Annotated in this window: 20 protein-coding genes; 11 read left to right on the plus strand and 9 right to left on the minus strand. The window is 74.0% G+C overall.

The window, feature by feature from the left end; translation table 11 throughout:
- Positions 1-9: 9 nt before the first annotated feature.
- Entirely contained in the window at positions 10-771 is a 762-nt protein-coding gene (locus tag ACFY3L_RS34670) for a D-Ala-D-Ala carboxypeptidase family metallohydrolase (protein WP_389333894.1), read from the minus strand.
- Positions 772-817: 46 nt separating this feature from the next.
- Between ACFY3L_RS34670 and ACFY3L_RS34675 the strand changes: the two genes are divergently transcribed.
- A complete protein-coding gene (locus ACFY3L_RS34675; RefSeq protein ID WP_389334200.1) occupies positions 818-1,357 on the plus strand; it encodes an AAA family ATPase in 540 nt (179 codons plus the stop codon).
- Positions 1,358-1,372: 15 nt separating this feature from the next.
- Entirely contained in the window at positions 1,373-2,227 is an 855-nt protein-coding gene (locus tag ACFY3L_RS34680) for an aminoglycoside phosphotransferase family protein (RefSeq protein WP_389333897.1), read from the plus strand.
- Between the two features lie 110 nt (positions 2,228-2,337).
- On the opposite strand, the gene ACFY3L_RS34685 is transcribed toward ACFY3L_RS34680, so the two are convergent.
- Both ACFY3L_RS34685 and ACFY3L_RS34690 read right to left on the minus strand, forming a co-directional pair.
- Complete coding sequence (locus tag ACFY3L_RS34685; RefSeq protein ID WP_389333900.1) at positions 2,338-2,916, minus strand: GNAT family N-acetyltransferase; 579 nt, start codon at positions 2,914-2,916, stop codon at positions 2,338-2,340.
- Positions 2,913-3,359 carry a MarR family winged helix-turn-helix transcriptional regulator gene (locus ACFY3L_RS34690; protein WP_389333903.1) on the minus strand — a complete coding sequence of 149 codons (447 nt, stop codon included), beginning with the start codon at positions 3,357-3,359 and terminating at the stop codon, positions 2,913-2,915. The genes ACFY3L_RS34685 and ACFY3L_RS34690 overlap by 4 nt, the downstream gene beginning before the upstream one ends.
- Positions 3,360-3,510: 151 nt before the next feature.
- Here ACFY3L_RS34690 and ACFY3L_RS34695 point away from each other — a divergent pair, with 151 nt between their 5' ends.
- A complete protein-coding gene (locus ACFY3L_RS34695) occupies positions 3,511-3,957 on the plus strand; it encodes a response regulator (protein WP_389333906.1) in 447 nt (148 codons plus the stop codon).
- Here ACFY3L_RS34695 and ACFY3L_RS34700 read toward each other — a convergent pair.
- Genes ACFY3L_RS34700 through ACFY3L_RS34710 form a run of 3 tightly spaced genes read right to left on the minus strand, consistent with a single transcriptional unit; the run spans position 3,944 to position 6,530 of the window.
- Positions 3,944-4,504, minus strand: a complete 561-nt coding sequence (locus ACFY3L_RS34700) for a GerMN domain-containing protein (protein WP_389333909.1) — start codon at positions 4,502-4,504, stop codon at positions 3,944-3,946. The genes ACFY3L_RS34695 and ACFY3L_RS34700 overlap by 14 nt on opposite strands.
- A complete protein-coding gene (locus tag ACFY3L_RS34705; protein WP_389333912.1) occupies positions 4,501-5,859 on the minus strand; it encodes an ATP-binding protein in 1,359 nt (452 codons plus the stop codon). The genes ACFY3L_RS34700 and ACFY3L_RS34705 overlap by 4 nt, the downstream gene beginning before the upstream one ends.
- The gene (locus ACFY3L_RS34710) at positions 5,856-6,530 is read right to left on the minus strand and encodes a response regulator transcription factor (protein ID WP_389333915.1); all 675 of its coding nucleotides are present in this window, start codon (positions 6,528-6,530) and stop codon (positions 5,856-5,858) included. Before ACFY3L_RS34710 ends, ACFY3L_RS34705 begins: the two co-directional genes overlap by 4 nt.
- Before the next feature lie 88 nt (positions 6,531-6,618).
- Between ACFY3L_RS34710 and ACFY3L_RS34715 the strand changes: the two genes are divergently transcribed.
- From ACFY3L_RS34715 to ACFY3L_RS34725, 3 genes are all read left to right on the plus strand, one after another.
- A complete protein-coding gene (locus tag ACFY3L_RS34715) occupies positions 6,619-6,957 on the plus strand; it encodes an STAS domain-containing protein (protein WP_389333918.1) in 339 nt (112 codons plus the stop codon).
- A 14-nt stretch (positions 6,958-6,971) separates the two neighbouring features.
- The gene (locus ACFY3L_RS34720; protein ID WP_389333921.1) at positions 6,972-7,655 is read left to right on the plus strand and encodes an STAS domain-containing protein; all 684 of its coding nucleotides are present in this window, start codon (positions 6,972-6,974) and stop codon (positions 7,653-7,655) included.
- Between the two features lie 78 nt (positions 7,656-7,733).
- Complete coding sequence (locus ACFY3L_RS34725; RefSeq protein ID WP_389333924.1) at positions 7,734-8,642, plus strand: sugar phosphate isomerase/epimerase family protein; 909 nt, start codon at positions 7,734-7,736, stop codon at positions 8,640-8,642.
- A 1-nt stretch (position 8,643) separates the two neighbouring features.
- Here ACFY3L_RS34725 and ACFY3L_RS34730 read toward each other — a convergent pair whose 3' ends face one another.
- Positions 8,644-9,390, minus strand: coding sequence for a hypothetical protein (locus ACFY3L_RS34730; protein ID WP_389333927.1), 747 nt, complete (start codon positions 9,388-9,390; stop codon positions 8,644-8,646).
- Between the two features lie 96 nt (positions 9,391-9,486).
- On the opposite strand from ACFY3L_RS34730, the gene ACFY3L_RS34735 reads away from it, so the two are divergent.
- Positions 9,487-9,816, plus strand: a complete 330-nt coding sequence (locus tag ACFY3L_RS34735) for a PadR family transcriptional regulator (protein WP_389333930.1) — start codon at positions 9,487-9,489, stop codon at positions 9,814-9,816.
- Positions 9,813-12,026, plus strand: a complete 2,214-nt coding sequence (locus ACFY3L_RS34740) for a hypothetical protein (protein WP_389333933.1) — start codon at positions 9,813-9,815, stop codon at positions 12,024-12,026. Before ACFY3L_RS34735 ends, ACFY3L_RS34740 begins: the two co-directional genes overlap by 4 nt.
- A 1,306-nt stretch (positions 12,027-13,332) precedes the next feature.
- On the opposite strand, the gene ACFY3L_RS34745 is transcribed toward ACFY3L_RS34740, so the two are convergent.
- Positions 13,333-14,439, minus strand: a complete 1,107-nt coding sequence (locus ACFY3L_RS34745; RefSeq protein WP_389333936.1) for a DUF4872 domain-containing protein — start codon at positions 14,437-14,439, stop codon at positions 13,333-13,335.
- A gap of 226 nt (positions 14,440-14,665) precedes the next feature.
- Between ACFY3L_RS34745 and ACFY3L_RS34750 the strand changes: the two genes are divergently transcribed.
- Complete coding sequence (locus tag ACFY3L_RS34750) at positions 14,666-16,006, plus strand: DNA polymerase ligase N-terminal domain-containing protein (RefSeq protein ID WP_389333939.1); 1,341 nt, start codon at positions 14,666-14,668, stop codon at positions 16,004-16,006.
- A 451-nt stretch (positions 16,007-16,457) separates the two neighbouring features.
- Here ACFY3L_RS34750 and ACFY3L_RS34755 read toward each other — a convergent pair whose 3' ends face one another.
- Entirely contained in the window at positions 16,458-18,098 is a 1,641-nt protein-coding gene (locus ACFY3L_RS34755; RefSeq protein WP_389333942.1) for an FAD-binding dehydrogenase, read from the minus strand.
- A gap of 184 nt (positions 18,099-18,282) precedes the next feature.
- Between ACFY3L_RS34755 and ACFY3L_RS34760 the strand changes: the two genes are divergently transcribed.
- Both ACFY3L_RS34760 and ACFY3L_RS34765 read left to right on the plus strand, forming a co-directional pair.
- The gene (locus ACFY3L_RS34760; protein ID WP_389333945.1) at positions 18,283-19,305 is read left to right on the plus strand and encodes a PucR family transcriptional regulator; all 1,023 of its coding nucleotides are present in this window, start codon (positions 18,283-18,285) and stop codon (positions 19,303-19,305) included.
- A 179-nt stretch (positions 19,306-19,484) separates the two neighbouring features.
- Positions 19,485-20,246, plus strand: a complete 762-nt coding sequence (locus ACFY3L_RS34765; protein ID WP_389333948.1) for a hypothetical protein — start codon at positions 19,485-19,487, stop codon at positions 20,244-20,246.
- Positions 20,247-20,307 lie beyond the last annotated feature (61 nt).

Raw genomic sequence — 20,307 nt, forward strand, 5'->3', positions numbered from 1 at the left:
CGGGAACGGTCAGTTGTCGCGCAGCGGGTCGAGGCCGCCGGTGAGGCCGGCGACGCCGCAGTTGGGGGCGGACCAGAAGCGGCTCGGGCGGCCGTCGACGTGGGTGTGGTCGTTGTGGTCGGGGTACCCGGGGCCGAGGATGCCGGCGAAGCCGTGGTTGCGGGCGGCCTGGGCGAGGGTGCACAGGGAGTGCGGGCCGGCGCCGAGGTCGGCCGCGTCGCCGTAGAGGTGGCGGCTCGACGAGGCGCCGCCGACGGCGTTGTTGCACGAGACGCTGCGGAAGCCGCTGGTGACGCGGATCGGCTGGTCGCCGAGGGCGTGCCGGAGCGCCTGGAGCTTCCACATCGTGACCAGGGCGTTGGCCTTGGCGGTCGCGGCGGAGACGTTGCCGCCGGCCCAGGTGCTGTTGCAGTTGTTCAGCTCGGCGTAGCTGAAGTTCACGGGCGTGCAGTCGTCGTCCTGCAGGGCGTACAGCTTGGCGAACGTGGCGGGGCCGGCGATGCCGTCGGCGGTGAGGCCGTATGCTGCTTGGAACCGGGCGACCGCTGACTTCGTCGCGGGCCCGTAGACGCCGTCGAGTCCGAGGACCGCGCCCGAGCCGGGATAGCCGGCGACGCGGATCTGCAGCTGCCGGACCGCCTCTCCCGACGATCCCTCGGCCAGGGTGCCGCTCCATGTGTAGCACGCGTCCGCGTGTGCCGGCGCGGCCGTGACGACCAGCGCTCCGGCCGTCGAGAACACCATCAGCAGCGCCGCACTGAGCAGGCGCATCAGTCTTCGCATAGACGCATATAAGTGGAGGAATCAAGTGAAGTCAATGGATGTCCGCCGGTACATTCTGACCGGGGCGCCGGGTGCCGGGAAGACCACCGTGGCGCTGGCGTTGCGCGCCCGGGGGCACCACGTCGTCGACGAGGCCGCGACCGACGTGATCGCCGCGTCACCGCACGAGCGGCCGCATGAGCACCCGGAGTTCCTCGACCTGGTCGTACACCTGCAGCGACACCGACAGGAGCAGGCCGGTGCCACGCCGGTGCAGCTCTTCGACCGCTCGCCGCTGTGCACGCTCGCCCTCGCGAGGTATCTCGCGAGGTTCGCCGCCGTCGGACCCAGCCCGGCGCTCGTCGCGGAGGTGCGGCGGATCCAGGAGCAGCGGGTGTATCAGCGGCTGGTGTTCCTCATCCAGCCGATCGGGTTCATCACCCCGACCGCGGCCCGGCGCATCACCTACCAGGAGTCGCTGGTCTTCGCCGGAATTCACGAGGAGGTGTACCGGGAGCACGGCTACGATCTGGTCGAGATCCCGCCCGGCACGGTGCGGGAGCGGGTCGCGATGATCGAGGAGCGGCTGCCATAGAGAGGAGCGGCTGCCATGGAGACGACGGCGGATCTGGTGCGGCGGCTCGTCGCCGATCAGTTTCCACAGTGGACGGACCTGCCGGTGGCGGCGGTGCCCGGGCCCGGCACCGACAACGCGATGTACCGCCTCGGCGACGACCTCGCCGTCCGCCTGCCCCGGCGGGCGAGCGGTGCCGCGCAGGTCGAGCGCGACGCGCACTGGCTGCCGCTGCTCGCGCCCCGGCTGCCGCTCGCGATCCCCGAGCCCCTGGCGACGGGCCGGCCCGCGCTCGGCTTCCCGTTCCCGTGGACGGTCGGCAGGTGGCTGCCCGGCGGCACGGTCGAGGCGTTCACCGACCGGCGCGACGCGCTCGACCTCGCCGCGTTCGTCAGCGCCCTGCGCGCCGTCGACCCGGCGGGTGCCCCCGAGGGTTATCGCGGCGGCACCCTCGTCCGCAATGACGCGTCGGTACGCGGGGCGATCGCCCAGCTGCACGGCGAGCTCGACCCGGCCGCCGCCACCGCCGCCTGGGAGAGGACCCTGGCCGCGGCCCCGTGGGACGGCCCGCCGACGTGGAGCCACGGCGACCTGCACGCCGGCAACGTCCTGGCCGCCGGCGGGCGGGTCAGCGCCGTCATCGACTTCGGCTGCGCCGGCGTCGGCGATCCGGCCTGCGACGTCATGGCCGCCTGGACGCTGCTGACCGCCGAGCACCGCGACACGTTCCGCGACGCGGTCGGCGCCGACGACGCGATGTGGGAGCGGGCGCGCGGCTGGGTGCTGTGCATGGGCCTCGTCGCCCTGCCGTACTACCGCGACCGCAACCCCGCCTTCGCCGCGATCGCCAGGCGCATGCTCAACGAGGCCCTGGCGCCGGACGAGCCCTAGCGGCAGACGAGGCCCTGGCGGCAGACGGGTCGCCGCCGGCAGACGGGTCGCTGCCGAGAGACGGGTCGCCGGCGGGAGACGAGGCGCTGGCGGGAGACGAGGCGCTACAGCTAGCCGGCGGGTGACAGGTCCGACGGGATCATGCTGTACATGACGAGGTCGTGCCGGCCGGAGCGGGAGACGGCGACGTTGCGCAGCACGCCTTCGGCGCGGAAGCCGGCCCGCTCCGCGACGTGCCGGGACGCGGCGTTCGCCGGTGCCGCCTGCAGCGCGATGCGGTGGAAGCCCTGCTCCGTCAGCGCCCACCGGGCCACCGCCGCGGCCGCCTCGGCGGCGACGCCCCGGCCGCGCGCCCACGGCGCCGTCCAGTAGTGCATCTCCGCCGACATGGCCGTCCAGTCGACGCTGAACAGCGACACGTGCCCAACCAGCCGCCCGCCCTCGCGGGGCACCACGGCGAAGCCGATGCCCTTGCCGGTGCGGCGGCGCTCCTCGATGCCGCTCGTGCACCAGGACAGCGCCGTGTCGAGGTCCGCGCCGGCGTACGCGTAGCCGAGCGGCGCTGCGTCGACGAACCGGGCGTCGTGCCAGACGGCGTGGACGTCCTGCGCGTCGCCGGGCCCGAACGGCCGCAGCACCAGGCGCGGCGTGGTCAGCGTGACCAGCGGCAGCACGGGTTCGCCGGTCATGGCAGCATCACGCTGTCGACGGGGTCCGCGGACGTCTCCCACCGCTCCCACCACAGCGCGTCCGGCAGCTCACCGGACGCCTCGACGATGCGGTCCAGCAGGTCCACGCTCTCCTGCGACGCGTCGACCCCGGCGTCGTCGACGATCGCCGACAGCTCCCGCAGCCGCTCCCGCATCACCACCCCGACCAGGTCGCGGCCGGCGGGCGTCAGCGCGAGCCACGTCGAGCGGCGGTCGTCGACGCGGTGGAAGCGCCGCACGAGGTGCTTGCCCTCCAGCCGGTCGCACATGCGGGTCAGCGTCGACGGTGCCACGTCCAGGTCCTTGGCCAGGTCGGCGCTGCGCTGCGGGCCGCCGGTCGCCAGCATCACCAGCGTGCGGTACTGGGCGAGCGTCACGTCCGCGTCCAACGCCGCCAGATTCCGATCCGCCAGTGCAACCATGCAACGACTGACCGCCAACAACGCACGAACCAACGCCTCGTTTCCCCCGGGGGTGGTCATCCGGACATCGTTGCACGGTGGATACGTCGTTCTGGGTGCACTATCGTGTGCTTTGAAGATTGCAGTACTGCAACATTCTAGAAGGAGGCAAATGAACGGGGACGGCACGCCAGAGCTGGCCCGCATCCTCCTCATCGAGGACGACGCCGGTGACGTCGCGTTCACGCTCGACGAGTTCCGCGAGCACCGGCTCCGCAACGAGGTCACCGTGATCGGCAACGGCCTCGAGGCGATCGACTTCCTCGAGCACCGCGGCCCGCACGCGGACGCGCACACGCCCGACATCGTCCTGCTCGACCTCAACCTCCCCGGCGTCGACGGCCGGGTCGTGCTCGACCGGATCATCAGCAACCGGCGCCTGGTCGACCTCACCGTCGTGGTGCTCACCGGGTCGCCCGCGGAGGAGCAGATGCTGCGCGACTTCGGCGTCCCCAGCGAGCACTTCTTCCGCAAGCCCGTCGACTTCGCGCAGCTGGCGAAGCTCATCCGCGGCATCGACCGCTACTACCTGGTGGTCGACCGGCTCACCGGTCAGTGATCAGCGTCTGGTAGTCGGCGACGGTCAGCGGGCGCGCGGTGAGGGCGCCCTCGGCGTCGGGCACCTTCAGCACCTGACCGTCCTGCAGGAAGCGGACCGCATCCACGTCGGTGCGCGCGTCCAGGGTGCACACGATCTGCCCGATCGCGAGGATGTCGTCGGTACGGCCACCCGCCTGCGGACGGAACGCCACCTCCGCGGTCCCGGCGACCAGCCGCACGCCCGCGATGAGGTCCGTGCCGGTGAGGGCGCTGGTCAGCCCGGCGTCGTGCTCCTCCTCCGTCGGGCCGGCGGCCAGGTCGGCGAGCAGCGCGCCCACGTCGCCGGCCGATCCGACCCGCCGCTCCACCGCCACGAGCTTGCCGTCGCGGACCAGGTAGAGCCGCTCGACGACGGCCCCCATCGAGCTGCCCGGCACCTTCGGCGGGGGGTTGCCGATCACCAGCGACGGCTCGATCGGCCGTGGCGCGTGCTCGTCGGGGACGCCGCAGGCCTGCGTGGCGAGCGCGACCAGGGCGGCGACGGCGACAAGGGCGCGGCGCCTCACCGTACGACCCCCGGCAGATCCACCCGGAAGCGCGCGCCGCCGCCGGGACGATCGAGCACCTCGACCCGCCCGCCGTGCGCGCTCGCGTGCTGCGCGACCAGCGAGAGGCCCAGGCCGGTGCCGTCGCCGTCGCCACGGGCGCCCGCCGACCGGCCGCGGACGAACCGGTCGAAGATCACCTCACGGTCGGCGGGGCGGACGCCGGGGCCCTCGTCGTCGACCTCGACCCGGCCGGTCCCGGCGGCGCAGGTGAGCCGCACGGCGATCGGCCCGCCGCCGTGCCGGACCGCGTTGTCCAGCAGGTTGGCCAGGATCTGCTCCAGGCGGCGCCGGTCGACCAGCCACTGCGGCGCGTCGTCGTCGCCGGGCGGCTCCACCAGGTCGCCCGGCAGGCCCTGCGCCTCGGCCACCCGCCGGGCCAGGGCGTGCGGGTCGACCGGGGCGCGCTGCGCCGGCTGGTCGCTGCGGGCCAGCTCGAGCAGGTCGTCCACGAGCGACTGGAACCGCTCGATCTCCTCGACGACGAGGCCGGCGGCGAGCGCGGTCCGCTCGTCGAGGTGCTCCCGCCGCCGGTGCAGGACGCTCGCCGACGCCGCGAGGGTCTGCAGCGGGGAGCGCAGCTCGTGGCTGACGTCGGCGGCGAACCGGCGGTCCCGCTCGTGCCGGCGGGCCAGCTGGTCGACCATGCCGTTGAACGACGCCGTCAGCCGCGCCAGGTCCGGCTCGGCGGCCGGGTCGAGGCGGGCGCTCAGGTCGCCGTCGGTGATGCCCTGCGCGGCGTCGGCGACCGAGCGCAGCGGCCGCAGCACGTACCGGGTCGCGTACCAGCCCAGGCCCGCGCCGGCCGCCGCGACCGCGGCCGCGACGAGCCCGAGCACCCAGGCGAGGGTCCGCAGCGTCTGGTCGAGCTCGCGCAGGTAGTCGATCTCGTACAGCGCCGTCGTCGGCGACAGCGACACCCCGATGACCAGCGCCGGGACCCCGTCGACGCGGACCCACTGGGTGCCCTGGCCGCCCTGCTCGACGAGCCGTTGCAGCTCCACCGGGACGGCGTCGGCCGCGCCCGGGTCGGCGTTGCGGGTGTACCAGCCGCCGTCGCGGCGCAGCAGGGTGCGCCGGTTGCCGCCGGTGTCCAGCGACCTGAGGATGTCGGCGACGTCGGGATCGTGGTCGCGGAGGCTCGCGGTGATGATCCTCGCGTCGTACGCGGTGGCCCGGACCGTGGCCCGTTCCCGCCCGGCGAGCAGGGCGCTGCGGGTCAGCTCGTACGAGATGAACGCCATCGACGCGGACAGCGCCAGGGCCCCCGCGGCGAACCCCGCGATGACCCGCGTGCGAAGCCCGGCCCGCCTCATCGCTGCAGCTTGTAGCCCATGCCGCGGACCGTCACCAGGCGCCGGGGCGCTCGCGAGTCGTCCTCGATCTTCTGCCGCAGCCGGCCGACGTGCACATCGACCAGGCGCTCGTCGCCGACGTCGTACTCCCACACCCGCTGCAGCAGCTGCTGGCGCGACAGGACCAGGCCGGGGTGCTCGGCGAGCTCGCACAGCAGCCGGAACTCGGTCCGCGTCAGCGCGACCGGCTCACCCGCGACCCGCACCTCACCCGCCTCGGGCAGGATCTCCAGGTCGCCGAAGACGAGCGTCGACACGGCGGACAGCACCGCCCGGCCGCGCCGGCGCAGGGCGCGCAGCCGGGCCGACAGCTCCTTCACCGCGACCGGCTTCACCAGGTAGTCGTCGGCGCCGGCCTCGAGCGCGGCCACGATGTCGTGGGTGTCGTCGCGGGCGCTGACCACCACGATCGGCACGTCGTCGTCGCGGCGCAGCTGGCGGATGCACTCGAAGCCGTCGACGCCGGGCAGCATCAGGTCGACCAGGACGGTGTCCGCGGGCTCGGCCCGCTGCGCGAGGAGGCCGTCCTCGGCGGTGGACACGCCCCGCACCGTGTAGCCCTCGTCCTCCAGCGCCAGCATCAGCGACAGCCGGATCCGATCGTCGTCCTCGATGACCAGTACGCCCGACACTCCTGCATCATGCCAGGCCGGATGCGTTGTCATCGAACTGTCATACTTCCGCGGAACTCCCGCCACATGCACGGCGGAGGCTCGTCACATGCACACCGGCACCCCCTTGGTCGAGATCCTCGTCACCGAGGAGCTCGATGCCACCTCGGAGCCGCGGGTCCGGGCCCTGCTCGAGGACGCGCTCACCATGCACCCGGAGCAGCTCGTCGTCGACCTGTCCGGCTGCCCGTTCATCGACGCGACCGCGATCGGCATGCTGCTGGACGTCCACCGGCAGGTCTGGACCTCGGGCGGCAGGCTCACGTTGCGCGCCCCGTCACCCCGCGTCAGGAGAACGTTGCAAATCGCGCACGTAAATCACGTGTTACGAATGGTTCCCGAGGACGACGGACAGGACATGATGACGGAGACCAGAGCGGCCTCTTGAAAGGAGCGGCGACCGTGACCGCGGCGACGACACCCGACGGCACCGACTTCACGTTGATCTGCGACGCCTGTAGCCAGAGTGTCACCGGGCTCGGCGCGACAATGCACAACTGGGACCTCGTCTGGAGCCTGTTCCGCCGGCACGGCTGGACCGGCGCGCGGCTCGCGACCGGCCCGCACAGCTGCGGGCGCTGCTCCCGGGTGCCGCTCGCGTCCGCGGACCCCGACCCGGTCGGCTGGCTCGCCGGCGACGCACCACCCTCCGAGGTGGTCGTCGAGGCGGCACCCGACCCCGTGACCGCCACCGACGCCCGCGTGAGCGCGGAGGTGGTCGACGAGGCGCTGGTGGTGTCGCTCAGCGGCGACCTGGACATCGAGGTCGGGCCGGCGCTGCGCGCCGCGCTGTCACCGACCGGCTACCGGCCCGGGCACCTGGTCCTCGACGTGAGCCGGGTCGCCACCGTCGACTCGTCGGTGCTGGGGCTGCTCGTCGCCGCCCGGCACCGGGCCGCGCAGGCCGGCGGCCACACGTGCCTGGTGGGGGTCGCCCCGTTCATGCGCCGGATGATGCACACCCTGTGCCTGTTGCACCTGTTCGTCGTGCTGCCCGACCGGGCCGCCGCGCTGGGCTGGCTGCGCGGCGACGACACGGAGCTGCCCCGGCAGCGCGACCTGCGGGGGGAGACGGCGCCGGCCTGATCCGTGACAAACGCTGCATCGAACTATAGAAATGTCAGGATGAACGAAAGTTCCTGACATCTCGGAGGGAAGTGCAGCATGCCCAGCTCCTCTGTCAGCCGGCGCGGTCTCCTCGGCGCGGCCGCTCTCGGTGGCGCCTCGCTGTTTGGGGCACCGGCCGCGAGCGCCGCGCCCGCGCACCGCCAGTCGCGGGTGCCGCTCGACCGGATCAGCGTCCAGCTCTACACCCTGCGCGACCAGCTCGGCCTGGACCTCGCCGCGAGCCTCGCCGAGCTGCGCGCCATCGGGTACACCCGGGTCGAGCACGCCGGGTTCGTCGGCCGGACCGCCGCCCAGTTCCGCGCCGCCCTGGACGCCGCCGGGCTGAAGGCCACCTCGGGGCACGTCGCCATCCCGCAGCCGTGGGACGCGACCGCGTGGCAGCGGGCCCTCGACGACGCCAACGTCGTCGGCAACCGCTTCGTCGTCCACCCGTTCTTCGGCATCGACCCCGCCACCGGCCAGCCGATCCGCGACGGCGCGAAGTACCACGCGCTCGCCCGCGACCTCAACCGCGCGGGCGCCCTGGCCAGGCGGGCCGGCCTCGACTTCGGATACCACAACCACCAGCTGGAGTTCGTCCGCCAGGACGGGGGCTCGCGCACCGGGTACGACATCCTCACCGCCGAGACCGATCCCGAACTCGTCCACCTGGAGGTCGACCTCTTCTGGGCCTGGCGGGGCGCCGCCGACCCGGTCGACCTCGTCCAGCGGCACCGCGGCCGGATCCGTCAGGTCCACGTGAAGGACATGGACACGGCGGCGGCGTTCACCGACCCGGGCGCGGGCCTCATCGACTTCGGCCGGATCTTCGAGCACGCCCGCGAGGCCGGGCTGGTGGAGTACATCGTCGAGCGCGACGATGCCGGGACGCCGCCGCGCACGCCGGCTGACGCGCTGACCACCGCGCGGAACGGGTACAAGTTCCTGGCTGACCTGCGCTTCTGACTCACCATTCGTGGGGGAGGTTGAATCGCCAGTTCGCGGCGACGAACGAGCCCGCCGGGGTCCGGTAGGACGGCCACACGTGCTCATCGGACCTCGGCAGGTCGCGACGGACCTTCCTGGCCTTCGCCCCCGTCAGTTTCGTCTCGCAGTAGCGCCTGTCGGGCCGGACGCCGGGCGCCGGCACGCTCGTGGGCCACGGCTCGCGCTCGCCGGGCTCGGCGTCGAGGTACACCGCGACCAGCAGCAGCGCGTCGGCGGCCCACGGCTTGCCGTCCGCGCGGACCCTCCGCCGGAGGACCTGCACATGGTCGTACAACTCGTGCAGCGCGGCAGGGAACTCGTGCCCCGGATCGCCGTCGCCCCATCCGTCGAGGTGCGCGGTCAGGTAGTGCCCGTCGGCCGTGCGGACGCGCAACCGGTCCGACGGTGTGTCCCCCGGCCGGTCCGCGTCGGGCCGGCGGCGCAGGTTGGCCCGCTCGCCGAGGACCTGGACCGCGTGGGTCTGCAGGGCCTTCGCCTCCTCGGCCGGCAGGTACTGGTGCGACGCGGCGTCGGCGTAGGCCTCGCCGTCACCGTAGACAGCGAGGGGCGGCGGCACCATCACGCCGATGCCGGGCGGGAACAACCCGCGCTGCTTCTCCCACTCGAACATCGGCCACTGCACGACGGCCGGCCTTGCCTGGGCCTTGCCGCTCAGCAGTGATCCGGCGAGCGCACCGCCGGCTGCCAGGACTGTCCTGCGTCTCACAAGCCCTGAGCCTACTTTTCTGATTTTTCGCTTATGTACGAATTGTGCCTGCTGGGCTATGTAGAAAAACGGCTGAGGGCTATGTAGAGTCGGCGCATGGCTTCGGATGTTCGGATGACCGCGGCGGTGGCGAAGGTGGTGTCCGCCTTCCTCGCCGATCCCGCCGTGGATCGATATGGCCTGGATCTCATGCGGGCGACCGGCCATCCGAGCGGCACGTTGTATCCGATCCTGCTGCGCCTGCAGCGGGCCGGCTGGGTCGACGCGCACTGGGAGGACATCGACCCGGTGGCCGCCGGTCGCCCCGCCCGCCGCTACTACCGGCTGACCCCCGACGGCGTCGTCGCCGCCCGGACCGCGGTGGCGGAGCTCTATGCCCGGCTGGCGCCCGCCGTCGTGCCGCGGACCACCGAGGGGCTGGCATGACCGCGTTCGACCGCCTCGCCGAGGCCCTGCTGCGGCTGGCCGCGCGGCGGTGGCCGGCCCCGGTCCGCGAGGTGCAGCTGCAGGAGTGGTCCGCCGAGTTGCACGCGCTGCGCACCGAGCCCGGCGCGGGTGCCGGGCGGCGGGCGTTCGAGCAGCTGCGGTTCGCCTTCAGCCTCGCCGCCGCCGCGCCCGTCGACGACGAGGACGGGGTGCCCCGCGGCTGGCGGGACGCCCTGCCGGCGGCGGGCCGCGCCCTGCAGCCGTTCGCCGTGCTGGTGTTCTTCGGACTGATCGCGACCGGCCCCGCCGCCGGCCTCCTCCGCGCGGTCGACGAATGGCTCCTGGGCCTGGCCGGCGTGCGGGTCGGCTGGCCCCTCGGCACCGCGATCACCACGCTGACGTCGGTGCCGGCGCTGCTCGTCCTCACCATCGTCGCGTGGTGGCTCGGCCGCCGCATGCCGCTGCGCCTGGCCGGCCCCGGCCGGGCCGGATCCGCCGCCGCGGCGCCGCTGCCCTTGGCGCTGGCGTTCGTGGTGCTCGTCGTGGGCACCCAGAGCACGCTCGGCCTCGGCGGCCAGGCGTTCGCCGTCAGCCTCGTCTTCGGCGCGCCGGTCTGGGCGGCCCTCACCGCGGCGCTGGCGGCGGCGGTCGCCCGGCTCACGTCGGCGCGCCGCCGCTGGTGGCCGGTCGCCGCGCTGCTCGCCGTCGCGGGGACGCCGCTGGTCGTGGAGCTGGCGGTGACGGCCGCCGTCCTGCCGGTGATCGTCGCCTCGGGCGGAGACCTGGCGGCCGCCTTCGCCTGGGCGCCCGACCTCGTCTCCGGCGCCGCCCTGGACGGCGCCGCCGACTCGTGGCACCAGTCCCCCGACGCGATCAGCCTGTTCAACGCCACCAGCGCGTATCCGGTGCACCTGCTCATCCTCACCGGCGTCGCCCTCGGCTACGGTGTGGGCGCGGCGCACCCCCGCCCACCGAGGCTGCCGGCACCGGGCCCGGTGCTCACCGCCGCACCGATGCGCCTGCGCCCGTCCACCGTCACGGCCGGCATGGTGGCGCTGCTCGCGGGCCTGTTCTCGTGGGCCTACACGCTGACCGTCCTGACCCCCGCCATGCCCAGGGTCGGCGAGACCGCCCCGATGCCGGGTGGCGACGGCGAGCTGTACATGTGGGTCGCCGAGCTGCGCTGGGGCGGCATCACCCTCGCCGCCCTCGGCCTCCTGCTCGCCACCGCCGACCGCCGGGCCGCCCCGCTCGCCGCCGCCGCGCAGACCGTCGCCCTGCTGGTCACCGACGGCGTCCTCGCCCGGGGCGAGTCCCCCACCCTGCGCACCGCCCTGACCGCCGGCGCGATCACCGCCACCGTCGCCTGGGCCGTCGCCGGCCCCACGCTCGGCAGGGACGGCCTGGCCGCCCGCCGCCGCCTGGCCTGGACGGCGGTCATCGCCGCCTGCTGCGGGCCGATCATGTTCGGCCAGGGCACCCCGGCGGTCAACCACCCGTTCCTGCCCACCGGCCTGTCCGTCACGACCGCGCTCGTGGCCGCGGCCCTCGCCCTCGTCGCCACCAAGTCCGCCGCCGCGGCCCGCCCCGTCCCCCTGCACCCGGCCTGGTCCGCCGCCGTGACCGCCATCCCGGTGCTGCTCCTCGGCGCCCTGGGCCTCACCACCGGCGCCGGCGTGCCGAGCGAGATCACGGCCACCGGCCTGCTCCTGGCCGCACCGATGCTGGTCGCGGTCATCGCCGTCATGCGCACCCGCCGCCCCGGCCGCGGCTGGGCCAGACCAACCCTCTGGACCGTCCTCGTCCTCACCAGCCCCGTGCTGAGCGTGCTGCTCGTCGCCGCGTCCCTGCTGCTGTCGATGTTCGCCGCCAACCTCCTCTTCACCGCCGCCGGCAGCAGCTGGGCCGCCGACGGCATGTCCCTCCTCCCCGGCGCCGTCCTCCTCACCCTCGCCATCGGCGTCCTCACCGCCAGGAAGCTGATCCGCACTCCGGAGCCGCCTCCCGGCCACCCCGCCTCACCCTTCTCACACCCCACCCCGCCATCCGGCCAACCAGCGGCACCGCCGCACTCCCCGGCCTCCCACCCGCCGGTCCTCCACCGACCGCCTCTCCAGCCACCCCCACCGGCCGGCCCGTCCGCTGCGGCACCACGGGTCACGGCCGCTGCGCGTACCGGTGCCGCCGGCAGACCAGCCGCCCAGACCTGACAGCCAGCACTTCACTCGCCAGGCCGAGCGCCCAGCCATGCGGACGAAGCTGCTGAAGTCCGACCTCGCCGCGCCGTCGAAGGTTGCGGGACAGCGTCCGGCGGCGATCGATGCATGGGTGGCCGCCGGTGTCGTGATCGCCGTCGGGCATGTGATCAGGTTCGACCTGGGCAGCCACCCACACCACTCCGCCCGCCCGGCGCTCCATCGGCCAACGCTCCGACCGGCCCCGCCACCTGCGCGGTGCTGGCTGACGCATGGGTGGCCGCCGCTGTCGTGATCGCCGTCGGGCATGTGATCAGGTTCGACGCGGGCAGCCACCCACACCACTCCGCCCGCCGGCCAACGCTCCGACTGGCCCCGCTAGCTGCGCGGTCCTGGCTGACGCATGGGTGGCCGCCGCTGTCGTGATCGCCATCGGGCATGTGATCAGGTTCGACCTGGACAGCCACCCACACCACTCCGCCCGCCGGCACTCCATCGGCCAACGCTCCGACCGGCCCCGCCACCTGCACGGGTGCCGGCTGCGGGAGCCCGGACTCGCCTCGCCAGCCGGGCCGCTCCCCTGCCCTTCACCACCCGCCAGCGCTCCGATCAGCTCCGCCCGGCGAGCACCCACCCCGCCCCACAGCCGTGACGATGCTGATGGTCGACGAGCAACAGTGCGGCATCGGCCTGAGTCGTGGATCTGGCGCGGGATGATGCCATGCCCCTCGTCGGTGCGTTGAGGGCCGCGGTGAGCAACGGTGCGGCGGACGCCGACGTGTGATCCAAGGACTGAACTGGTCGCCATCACGACCAGAACCATCCTTCGATCACGCCAACACGGCGCCGAACGAGCAAACCAGGCGGCGGCGGTTCGCGCCGGAGCGGAAGCCGACACCGACCGGCCCGCGCCCGCACGGCCGACCCCTGCGCCAGCCGACGGGCGGGCCATCCCCTCTGCCGCATCAGCCCGTCCGACATCCAGCAGCTTGATCATCTAAGGACCAAATTGGTCGCCATCACGACCAGAACCATCCTTCGATCACGCCGCCGAAGGTCCGCACTGCCCGTGAGCTGACGCCCGGGCCCGAAGGCCGCACTTGCCGCTGCGGCATCCGTCGGTCTGACGCCCATCGGCGTGATGACGTGTGATCCAAGGACGGATCCGGTCGTGGGGGTGGCCAGATCCGTCCTTGGATCACACGTCGGTGCGGTTGAAGCGCGGCGGTGGTGTCGAGGCACCTACGGGCCGAGCTCACAGGTTGCCGGCGCCAACGGGGCCGTCGGTCAGCAGGGCGAGCCGGGGCCCGGACTCCAATGGTCAGGCCGGGGGCTGGAGGAGGGGGATCGCGGCCTCCTCGATGGTGCGGGCGTGGTCGAGGAGGTCGGCCAGGGTGGTGAAGACGGTGGTGGGGTCGGCGGTCGAGGACTGGCGGGCGGTGGTGGCCATCGCTGACCAGACGGCGGCGGAGGAGCGGAAGGCCGACGCGGCCTCGGTGAGGTGGGGGTGGCCGGTCAGGGCGGCGGCCTCGTCCAGGAACTCGGCGTAGAGCGGGCGGGTGGCGCCGGGGGCGGTGTGCTGCTCCTCAAGGCACTCGTGGAGCCGGCGGAGCACGAACGCGAACGCAGAAGGTTCGGCGAAGCGGCGAACGAAGCCCGCCTTCGTGCGGGTGTCGCGAAGCTGGGACGCCAGGCGGGTCATACCGGCGAAGCCGAAGTTGGCGTCGAAGGCGTTGCCGAGGACTGGGCCGGTGAGGTGGGCGGTGGTTTCGGCGAGGGCGGCGCGGATCGCGGTGGACAGCGGCACGGTCGGGGTGCCGTCGGTGACGACGAGGCGGTGGTGGCGGCCCTTGCGGTGGGCGGACCAGGCCTCCATGAACGCGTCCACGGGAAGCCGGCGCGGGCCGTCGTCGTGGACCGCGAAGCCGTCGGGGTGTTCGTCCATGACGAGGATGCCGTGGGGGTCCGCGTCGACGGGGACCGTGACGGTGCGCCATGGCAGCCGGCTCGCGGTCACGGTGCAGTACACCGGACGACCGCCGGCAAGGGAGAGCCGCAGCGCCTTGAGGGCGGCCGCCGGGGCGGTGCTGCGCGACTCGGTGAACGGGACGCCGAGGCGGGCCAGCACCGTGGGGGCCCAGGGGGCGGGGTGGTGCTGGGCGACGACGGTGAGGATCGGGGGCATGCCGCGGTAGTCGAAGACGGCGGCCATGAAGCCGATGCCGCCGCCGAGGCCGCAGACCATCGGCTCGCTGAGGCCGGTGCCGGCGGCGAGCAGGAGCCGCCGGACGAGGTCACTGGGCTGGTGTTGCGGCGGTCGAGCAGCGGTACGCGCGGCGACGACGCGCCTGCGGGCGGTGGTGTAGGACTCCCCGGTGCGCGTGCTGCGCTCACGGACGAGTCGCTTGAGATGCTTGTGGTCGGTCATCACGGCTACCTCACCGACGGTCCGGCCGCTTTCGCATGCCCACGCGGCGAAGTCGGCGACCGTCGTGCGGGACCGGGCCTCAACAAGACGAGACGTGCAGCGACCGCGATGGCAGCAGACCACCTTCTCCCCCGCGCGGCCGGCGGGCGTGGGCCACCGGTCAGAGGGTACGGCGCGCGGAAGGCGCCACCCGGCATCGTACCCCACCCCGTGCTTGACTGGAGCCATGGCGGGCGAGCGGCGGTTCGTGGTGCAGCGGCACCGCGCGTCGCGGCTGCACTACGACTTCCGGCTGGAGATCGACGGGGCGCTCGTCAGCTGGGCGGTGCCGAAGGGGCCGACGCTCGACCCGAAGGTGCGGCGGGCCGCGTTCCACGTCGAGGACCACCCGATGGACTACATCGACTTCGAAGGGGTCATCCCCGCCGGCGGGTACGGCGGCGGCGACGTCATCGTGTGGGACGCCGGGACGTGGGAGCCGTACAAGGACCCGGACCCGGCCGCCGCGGTGGCCGCCGGCCAGCTGCACGCGCGGCTGCACGGCGAGAAGCTGCGCGGGGCGTTCGTCCTGATCCGGACGAGGCGGCAGTCGAGCGGCAAGGACGACTGGTTGCTGCTGCACAAGCGCGACGAGCACGCGGTCGACGGCTGGGACCCGGAGGACCATCCGCGCTCCGTCCTCAGTGGACGGACGAGCGAGGAGGTGCTCGCCGACCCCGACCGGCTGTGGGACCCGCACACCGGCGGACGGGCGTTGCGGCCGAGCGAGCCGGAGCTGCGGGCGCTCGACCGGCTGCGCGACGGCGACGACTGGCGCGTGTTCGGGCGCGAGCTGCGCGCCGGCGACCCGGACAAGGTCATGTTCCCACCCTCACGGGCCGGGGAGGCGCCGGTCACGAGGCGGGAGCTGCTGCGGTACGTCACCCGGACAGCGCCGACGATGCTCCCCCACCTCGCCGGCCGGACGCTCGCCCTGCGCCGCTACCCGGACGGTGCCGGCGGCCGCGCGACCTGGCAGCGCAGGCCGCCGCGGCACGCGCCGCCGTGGCTGACCGCCCTGCACGCGGACGAGCCGGCCGCGGTGGTGTGGGCGGCCGGCATCGGCGCCCTCGAATGGCACGTCGACACGACAGGCATGGCCGTGATCGACCTGGGCGCCGGCAACGTGTGGGCGGATCAGGTGGCGCTCGCCCGCCTGTACCGGACGGCGTTCGAACACCTGAAGATCTCCGCCGGCGTGAAGGTCGGGCCCGGCATCGAGCTCTGGGTGCCCGCGGCCGGCGAAGCCACCCCCTGGGTCGAGTCCCTGGCGCGCTCCATCGCGGCGGTGGCGCCCGGCCTCGTGCACCACGGTGTGGCGGGCGGGCCGGTGGCGGTCGCGCCGTACAGCCCTCTCGCCGCACCGGGCGCGCCGGTGTCGGCGCCGATCGGCTGGGACGAGCTCGACGACCCGGCACTGACCCCGGCGGCGTTCACGATCCGCACGGTCGCGGACCGCGTCGCCGAGCGCGGCGACCTGTTCGCGGCCGCTCTCGCACCACCACGCGCGCTGCCACCGCTGGTCTAGCGTTCCCGCGCGCCGCCGGGCGGCTGGACAGCGACGCTCCGGCGCCCGGCGATGCGCTGGTCCCCGGCCCATGGGACCGCCGAGACCGCCCGCCGGCGCCCTGCGCGAGCACCGCCGACAGCTCGACGGCGCCACAACACCACCGGCCGCCACCACCAAACGACCACCACGAAACGACCACGGCCGAACGACCACCACTGAACGACCACCGCCAAACGACCACGGCCGAACGACCACCACCGAACGACCACCGCCGAAGTGAGGTGGCCGTCGGGATGAACGGGTCACCGAGGTCAGGCGATCGCAGCGGCCGCGGCCCGACCGGCCGCACGACCAGCGAACAGGCAGCAGCCGCTAAAGGGCCACCACCGGACGGCCACCACCGAACGGCCACCACCGGACGGCCACCGCTGAGGTGGGGTGGCCGTCCGGATGGGCGGATCGCCGAGGGTCAGGCGATCGCGGCGGCCGCGGCACGGCCGGCCACGCGGCCGGAGAACAGGCAGCCGCCGAGGAACGTGCCCTCGAGCGAGTTGTAGCCGTGCATGCCGCCGCCGCCGAAGCCGGCGGCCTCGCCTGCCGCGTACACACCCTGCAGCGGCGAGCCGTCGGGCTGCAGGACCCGGGCGGAGAGGTCGGTGTGCAGGCCGCCGAGGGTCTTGCGGGTCAGGATGTTGAGGCGGACGGCGATGAGCGGGCCGGCCTTCGGATCGAGGAGGCGGTGCGGGGTGGCGACGCGGATGAGCTTGTCGCCGCGGTACGACCTGGCGCCCCGGATCGCGGTGATCTGCGCGTCCTTGGCGAACGGGTTCGTCAGCTGGCGGTCACGGGCCTCGATGACGGCCTTCACGGCGGGGGCGGAGAGCAGGGAGGAGCCGGCGAGGGTGTTCATGCCGGCGACGAGCTCCTCCACCGAAGATGCCACCACGAAGTCGGCGCCCTTCTGCTTGAAGGCCTCCACCGGGGCGGGGGCGCCGGGGCGGACCCGCTGCAGCACCTGCCGGACGCTGCGGTTGGTGAGGTCCGGGTTCTGTTCGGACCCGGACAGCGCGAACTCCTTCTCGATGATCTTCTGGGTGAGGACGAACCAGCTGTAGTCGTAGCCCGTGGCCATCAGGTGCTTGAGCGTGCCGAGGGTGTCGAAGCCGGGGAAGCACGGCGCGGGCAGGCGGTTGCCGGTGGCGTCGAGCCACAGCGACGACGGGCCCGGCAGGATGCGGATGCCGTGGTTGGGCCAGACGGGGTCCCAGTTCTGCAGGCCCTCGGTGTAGTGCCACATCCGGTCGGGGTTGATGATCTGCCCACCGGCGGCCTCGGTGATGCCGAGCATCCGGCCGTCGACGTGCGCGGGGACGCCGGCGACCATGCGCTTCGGCGGCGCGCCGAGCCGGGCCGGCCACGCCTTGCGCACGAGGTCGTGGTCGCCGCCGATGCCGCCGGACGTGACGATGACGGCCTGCGCGGACAGCGAGAACTCGCCGGCGACCTCGCGGGAGCTCGTCTGCCCGCGCCCCACGGAGCTGGGGACCAGGACGGCGCCGCTGACGCCGGTGACGGCGCCGCCGGTCTTCACCAGGGCGTCGACGCGGTGCCGGAAACGGATCTCGACCAGGGGGCTGGCCTGGACCCGGCGGGCGAAGGGCTCGACGACCCCGGGGCCGGTGCCCCAGGTGATGTGGAAGCGGGGCACGGAGTTGCCGTGGCCGTCGGCGGGGCCGCCGCCGCGCTCGGCCCAGCCGACGACGGGGAACACCCGGTGCCCCATCGCCCGCAGCCACGAGCGCTTCTCGCCGGCGGCGAACTGTACGTAGGCCTCCGCCCAGCGGCGCGGCCACAGGTCCTCGTCCCGGTCGAACGCGGCGCTGCCGAGCCAGTCCTGCCACGCGAGGTCGGCGGAGTCCTTGATCCCCATGCGGCGCTGCTCCGGCGTGTCGACCAGGAACAGCCCGCCGAACGACCACCACGCCTGCCCGCCGAGGCTCTGCGGCGGCTCCTGCTCCAGCAGGATCACCCGCTTGCCGGCGTCGGCGACCTCGGCCGCGGCGACCAGCCCCGCGAGCCCAGCACCGACCACGATCACATCTGCATCCACGCCCTCAGACTAGGCATCGGCGTGCGAGAATCGTGGCGCCGGGAGCAGAATCTCGGCATCGTTTTGTCACTCCGGTGACAATTCCGGGAGGTGTACGGTCGACCTCAGCGCCGGCGTCCGCGAGCGGCTCCGCGGCCTGCGCGAGCGGCTGCACGAGCGGACCCTGGCGACGGTCAGCGCGGCGATGCTCGCTCAGGGCCGGTCGCTGTCCGGCGGGCAGGGCCGCGGGCTCACCATGGGCGTCGAGACGGCCGTGGACGCGTTCGTCGACACGTTCGTCGCCGGCGGCGACCTGACCCGCACCCGGGCGGTGTTCCACGAGCTGGGCCGCACGGAGTACCGGGAAGGCCACCGCATCGACGCGCTGCGCTCGGTGCTGACCGTCGGCGGCCGGGCGATCTGGTCCGCCGTCAGCGATCCCGGCGACGACGGCGAGGCGCTCGACCGCGCCGACCTGTCCGCCGTGGCGCACGCGCTGTTCGGCTACGTCGACGTGCTCGCCGGTGCCGCCGCCGAGGGGTACCTCGACGAGCAGCAGGACGCCGCGCTCGACTGGGCGCTCGTCCGGCGCCGCCTGATCACGCTGCTGGTGCAGCCGGACCCACCCGGCGACGCCGCACTGCACGCCGCCGCGGAGGCGGCCCGCTGGCCGCTGCCGGCGACGGTGACCGTCGTCAGCGTCGAGGGCACCGACGCCGAGCATGTCGCCCGCGCCGTCGGCGGCAACGCGATCGCCACCGTCATCGACGGCGCGACCAGCGTCGTGCTGCCCGGGAGGACCGTCCGCGGGCTCACCGGACGGCGGGCGTCGGTCGGCCCGGAGGTGGAGCTGCGGCGGGCTCGGACCTCGCACCGGTTGTCCCGGCGGGCGCTGCAGCTGCAGCAGGCGGGCACGCTCCCCGACGGCGTCGTCGCCTGCGACGACCACCTGGTGACGCTGCTGCGCGCGTGGGAGCCGGGCGTCTCCGACCGGCTCGCCGCCCGCGCCCTCGCCCCGCTCGCGGACGCGACCCCGGCGTCACGGGAGGTCCTCGCCGAGACGCTCCTGCAGTGGCTGCGGTGCCAGGGGCAGGTCATCGCGACCGCCGAGGCGTTGCACACCCATCCGCAGACCGTCCGGTACCGGCTGCGGAAGCTCCGCGCGGCGTACGGCGACAGGCTCGACGACCCCGACGAGCGGCTGGCCCTGCAGCTCGGCCTGTCCTGAGAAGCCGGTCCCGAGAAGCCGGTCCCGAGAAGCTGGTCCCGAGAAGCTGATCCTGAGAAGGCAGCCCGGGCGCGAGCAGGTCCACACGGTCGATGAGCACCGGACGGTGCGACACCGGCTGTGACGCACGCCACTGAACCCGGAGGGCGGCTCGCCCCGTCGGAAGGGTGGGCGGGCAGGTGAGGGAGGAGCCGGTGGAGCTGGAGCTGCGGTCGCGGCTGGCCGACGAGCTGTCGGCGGACCGGGAGCCGCCGATCGGCGACCTGGTCGCGGCGTCGATCCGGCAGGGGCGGCGGCTGCGGGTGACCCGGCGGCTGCGGCACGGCGCGGCCGCGCTGCTGGCCGTGCTGGTGGCGGTCGGCCTGGTGGGTGGCCGGGCCGTCCTGCGACCCGGGCCCGCGCAGGTCGGCGCCCCCGCGCTCGCGGACCCCCTCGTGCCGGCCACCCCGGCGGGCCTGCTGGTGCTGCTCGAGTCACTCCTGCCGGAGGGCGTGACCAGCGGATACGCCGGCTCCGGCGACGGCCGGCTGATGGTCCAGGTGTACCTCGACACCGGCCGGGGGCCGGGCATGCTGCGCGTCGCCGTGGGCCGGGACACGAGCGGCCCGCTCGACGCGGAGGAGCGCGCGAAGCTGAGCCAGGGCGCCGTCACGGGCCCGGTCCGCCGGCCGGACGGCGCCGAGGTGACCGTCGCGTACCTGCCAGACAACTGCGTGCAGCGCACCGTCGTCGTGCTGCACCGCCCGGACCGGATCGTCGTGCAGGTCAACATCGCCGCGTGCCTCGCCTGGGACGGCACCACCAACGCGGACGCACCGCAGGTGCTCACCGCCGTGCAGGCCGAGGCGGTCGCCGCCGACCCCCGCTGGGGCGTCATGATCCCCCGCTCCCTCGTGGACGCCGGCGCCGCCCGCCACCCGACGCTGCCGGAGCTCGCATGAGCGGGCCGGAGCAGAGCGGAGGACCCGCGAATCGGCATCGCAGCGCTGGACTCAGGCCGAC

It is taken from the genome of Dactylosporangium sp. NPDC000521 (assembly GCF_042898305.1).
Taxonomy (GTDB): Bacteria; Actinomycetota; Actinomycetes; order Mycobacteriales; family Micromonosporaceae; genus Dactylosporangium.

Coding starts and splice junctions, on each gene's coding strand:
- ACFY3L_RS34685 (WP_389333900.1), bottom strand. CDS start 2,916: ATGACCGGCGAACCCGTGCTGCCGCTGGTCACGCTGACCACGCCGCGC.
- ACFY3L_RS34740 (WP_389333933.1), top strand. CDS start 9,813: ATGACCGCGTTCGACCGCCTCGCCGAGGCCCTGCTGCGGCTGGCCGCG.
- ACFY3L_RS34695 (WP_389333906.1), top strand. CDS start 3,511: ATGAACGGGGACGGCACGCCAGAGCTGGCCCGCATCCTCCTCATCGAG.
- ACFY3L_RS34675 (WP_389334200.1), top strand. CDS start 818: ATGGATGTCCGCCGGTACATTCTGACCGGGGCGCCGGGTGCCGGGAAG.
- ACFY3L_RS34690 (WP_389333903.1), bottom strand. CDS start 3,359: ATGGTTGCACTGGCGGATCGGAATCTGGCGGCGTTGGACGCGGACGTG.
- ACFY3L_RS34750 (WP_389333939.1), top strand. CDS start 14,666: ATGGCGGGCGAGCGGCGGTTCGTGGTGCAGCGGCACCGCGCGTCGCGG.
- ACFY3L_RS34680 (WP_389333897.1), top strand. CDS start 1,373: ATGGAGACGACGGCGGATCTGGTGCGGCGGCTCGTCGCCGATCAGTTT.
- ACFY3L_RS34725 (WP_389333924.1), top strand. CDS start 7,734: ATGCCCAGCTCCTCTGTCAGCCGGCGCGGTCTCCTCGGCGCGGCCGCT.
- ACFY3L_RS34760 (WP_389333945.1), top strand. CDS start 18,283: ATGCTCGCTCAGGGCCGGTCGCTGTCCGGCGGGCAGGGCCGCGGGCTC.
- ACFY3L_RS34745 (WP_389333936.1), bottom strand. CDS start 14,439: ATGACCGACCACAAGCATCTCAAGCGACTCGTCCGTGAGCGCAGCACG.
- ACFY3L_RS34705 (WP_389333912.1), bottom strand. CDS start 5,859: ATGAGGCGGGCCGGGCTTCGCACGCGGGTCATCGCGGGGTTCGCCGCG.
- ACFY3L_RS34735 (WP_389333930.1), top strand. CDS start 9,487: ATGGCTTCGGATGTTCGGATGACCGCGGCGGTGGCGAAGGTGGTGTCC.
- ACFY3L_RS34715 (WP_389333918.1), top strand. CDS start 6,619: ATGCACACCGGCACCCCCTTGGTCGAGATCCTCGTCACCGAGGAGCTC.
- ACFY3L_RS34670 (WP_389333894.1), bottom strand. CDS start 771: ATGCGCCTGCTCAGTGCGGCGCTGCTGATGGTGTTCTCGACGGCCGGA.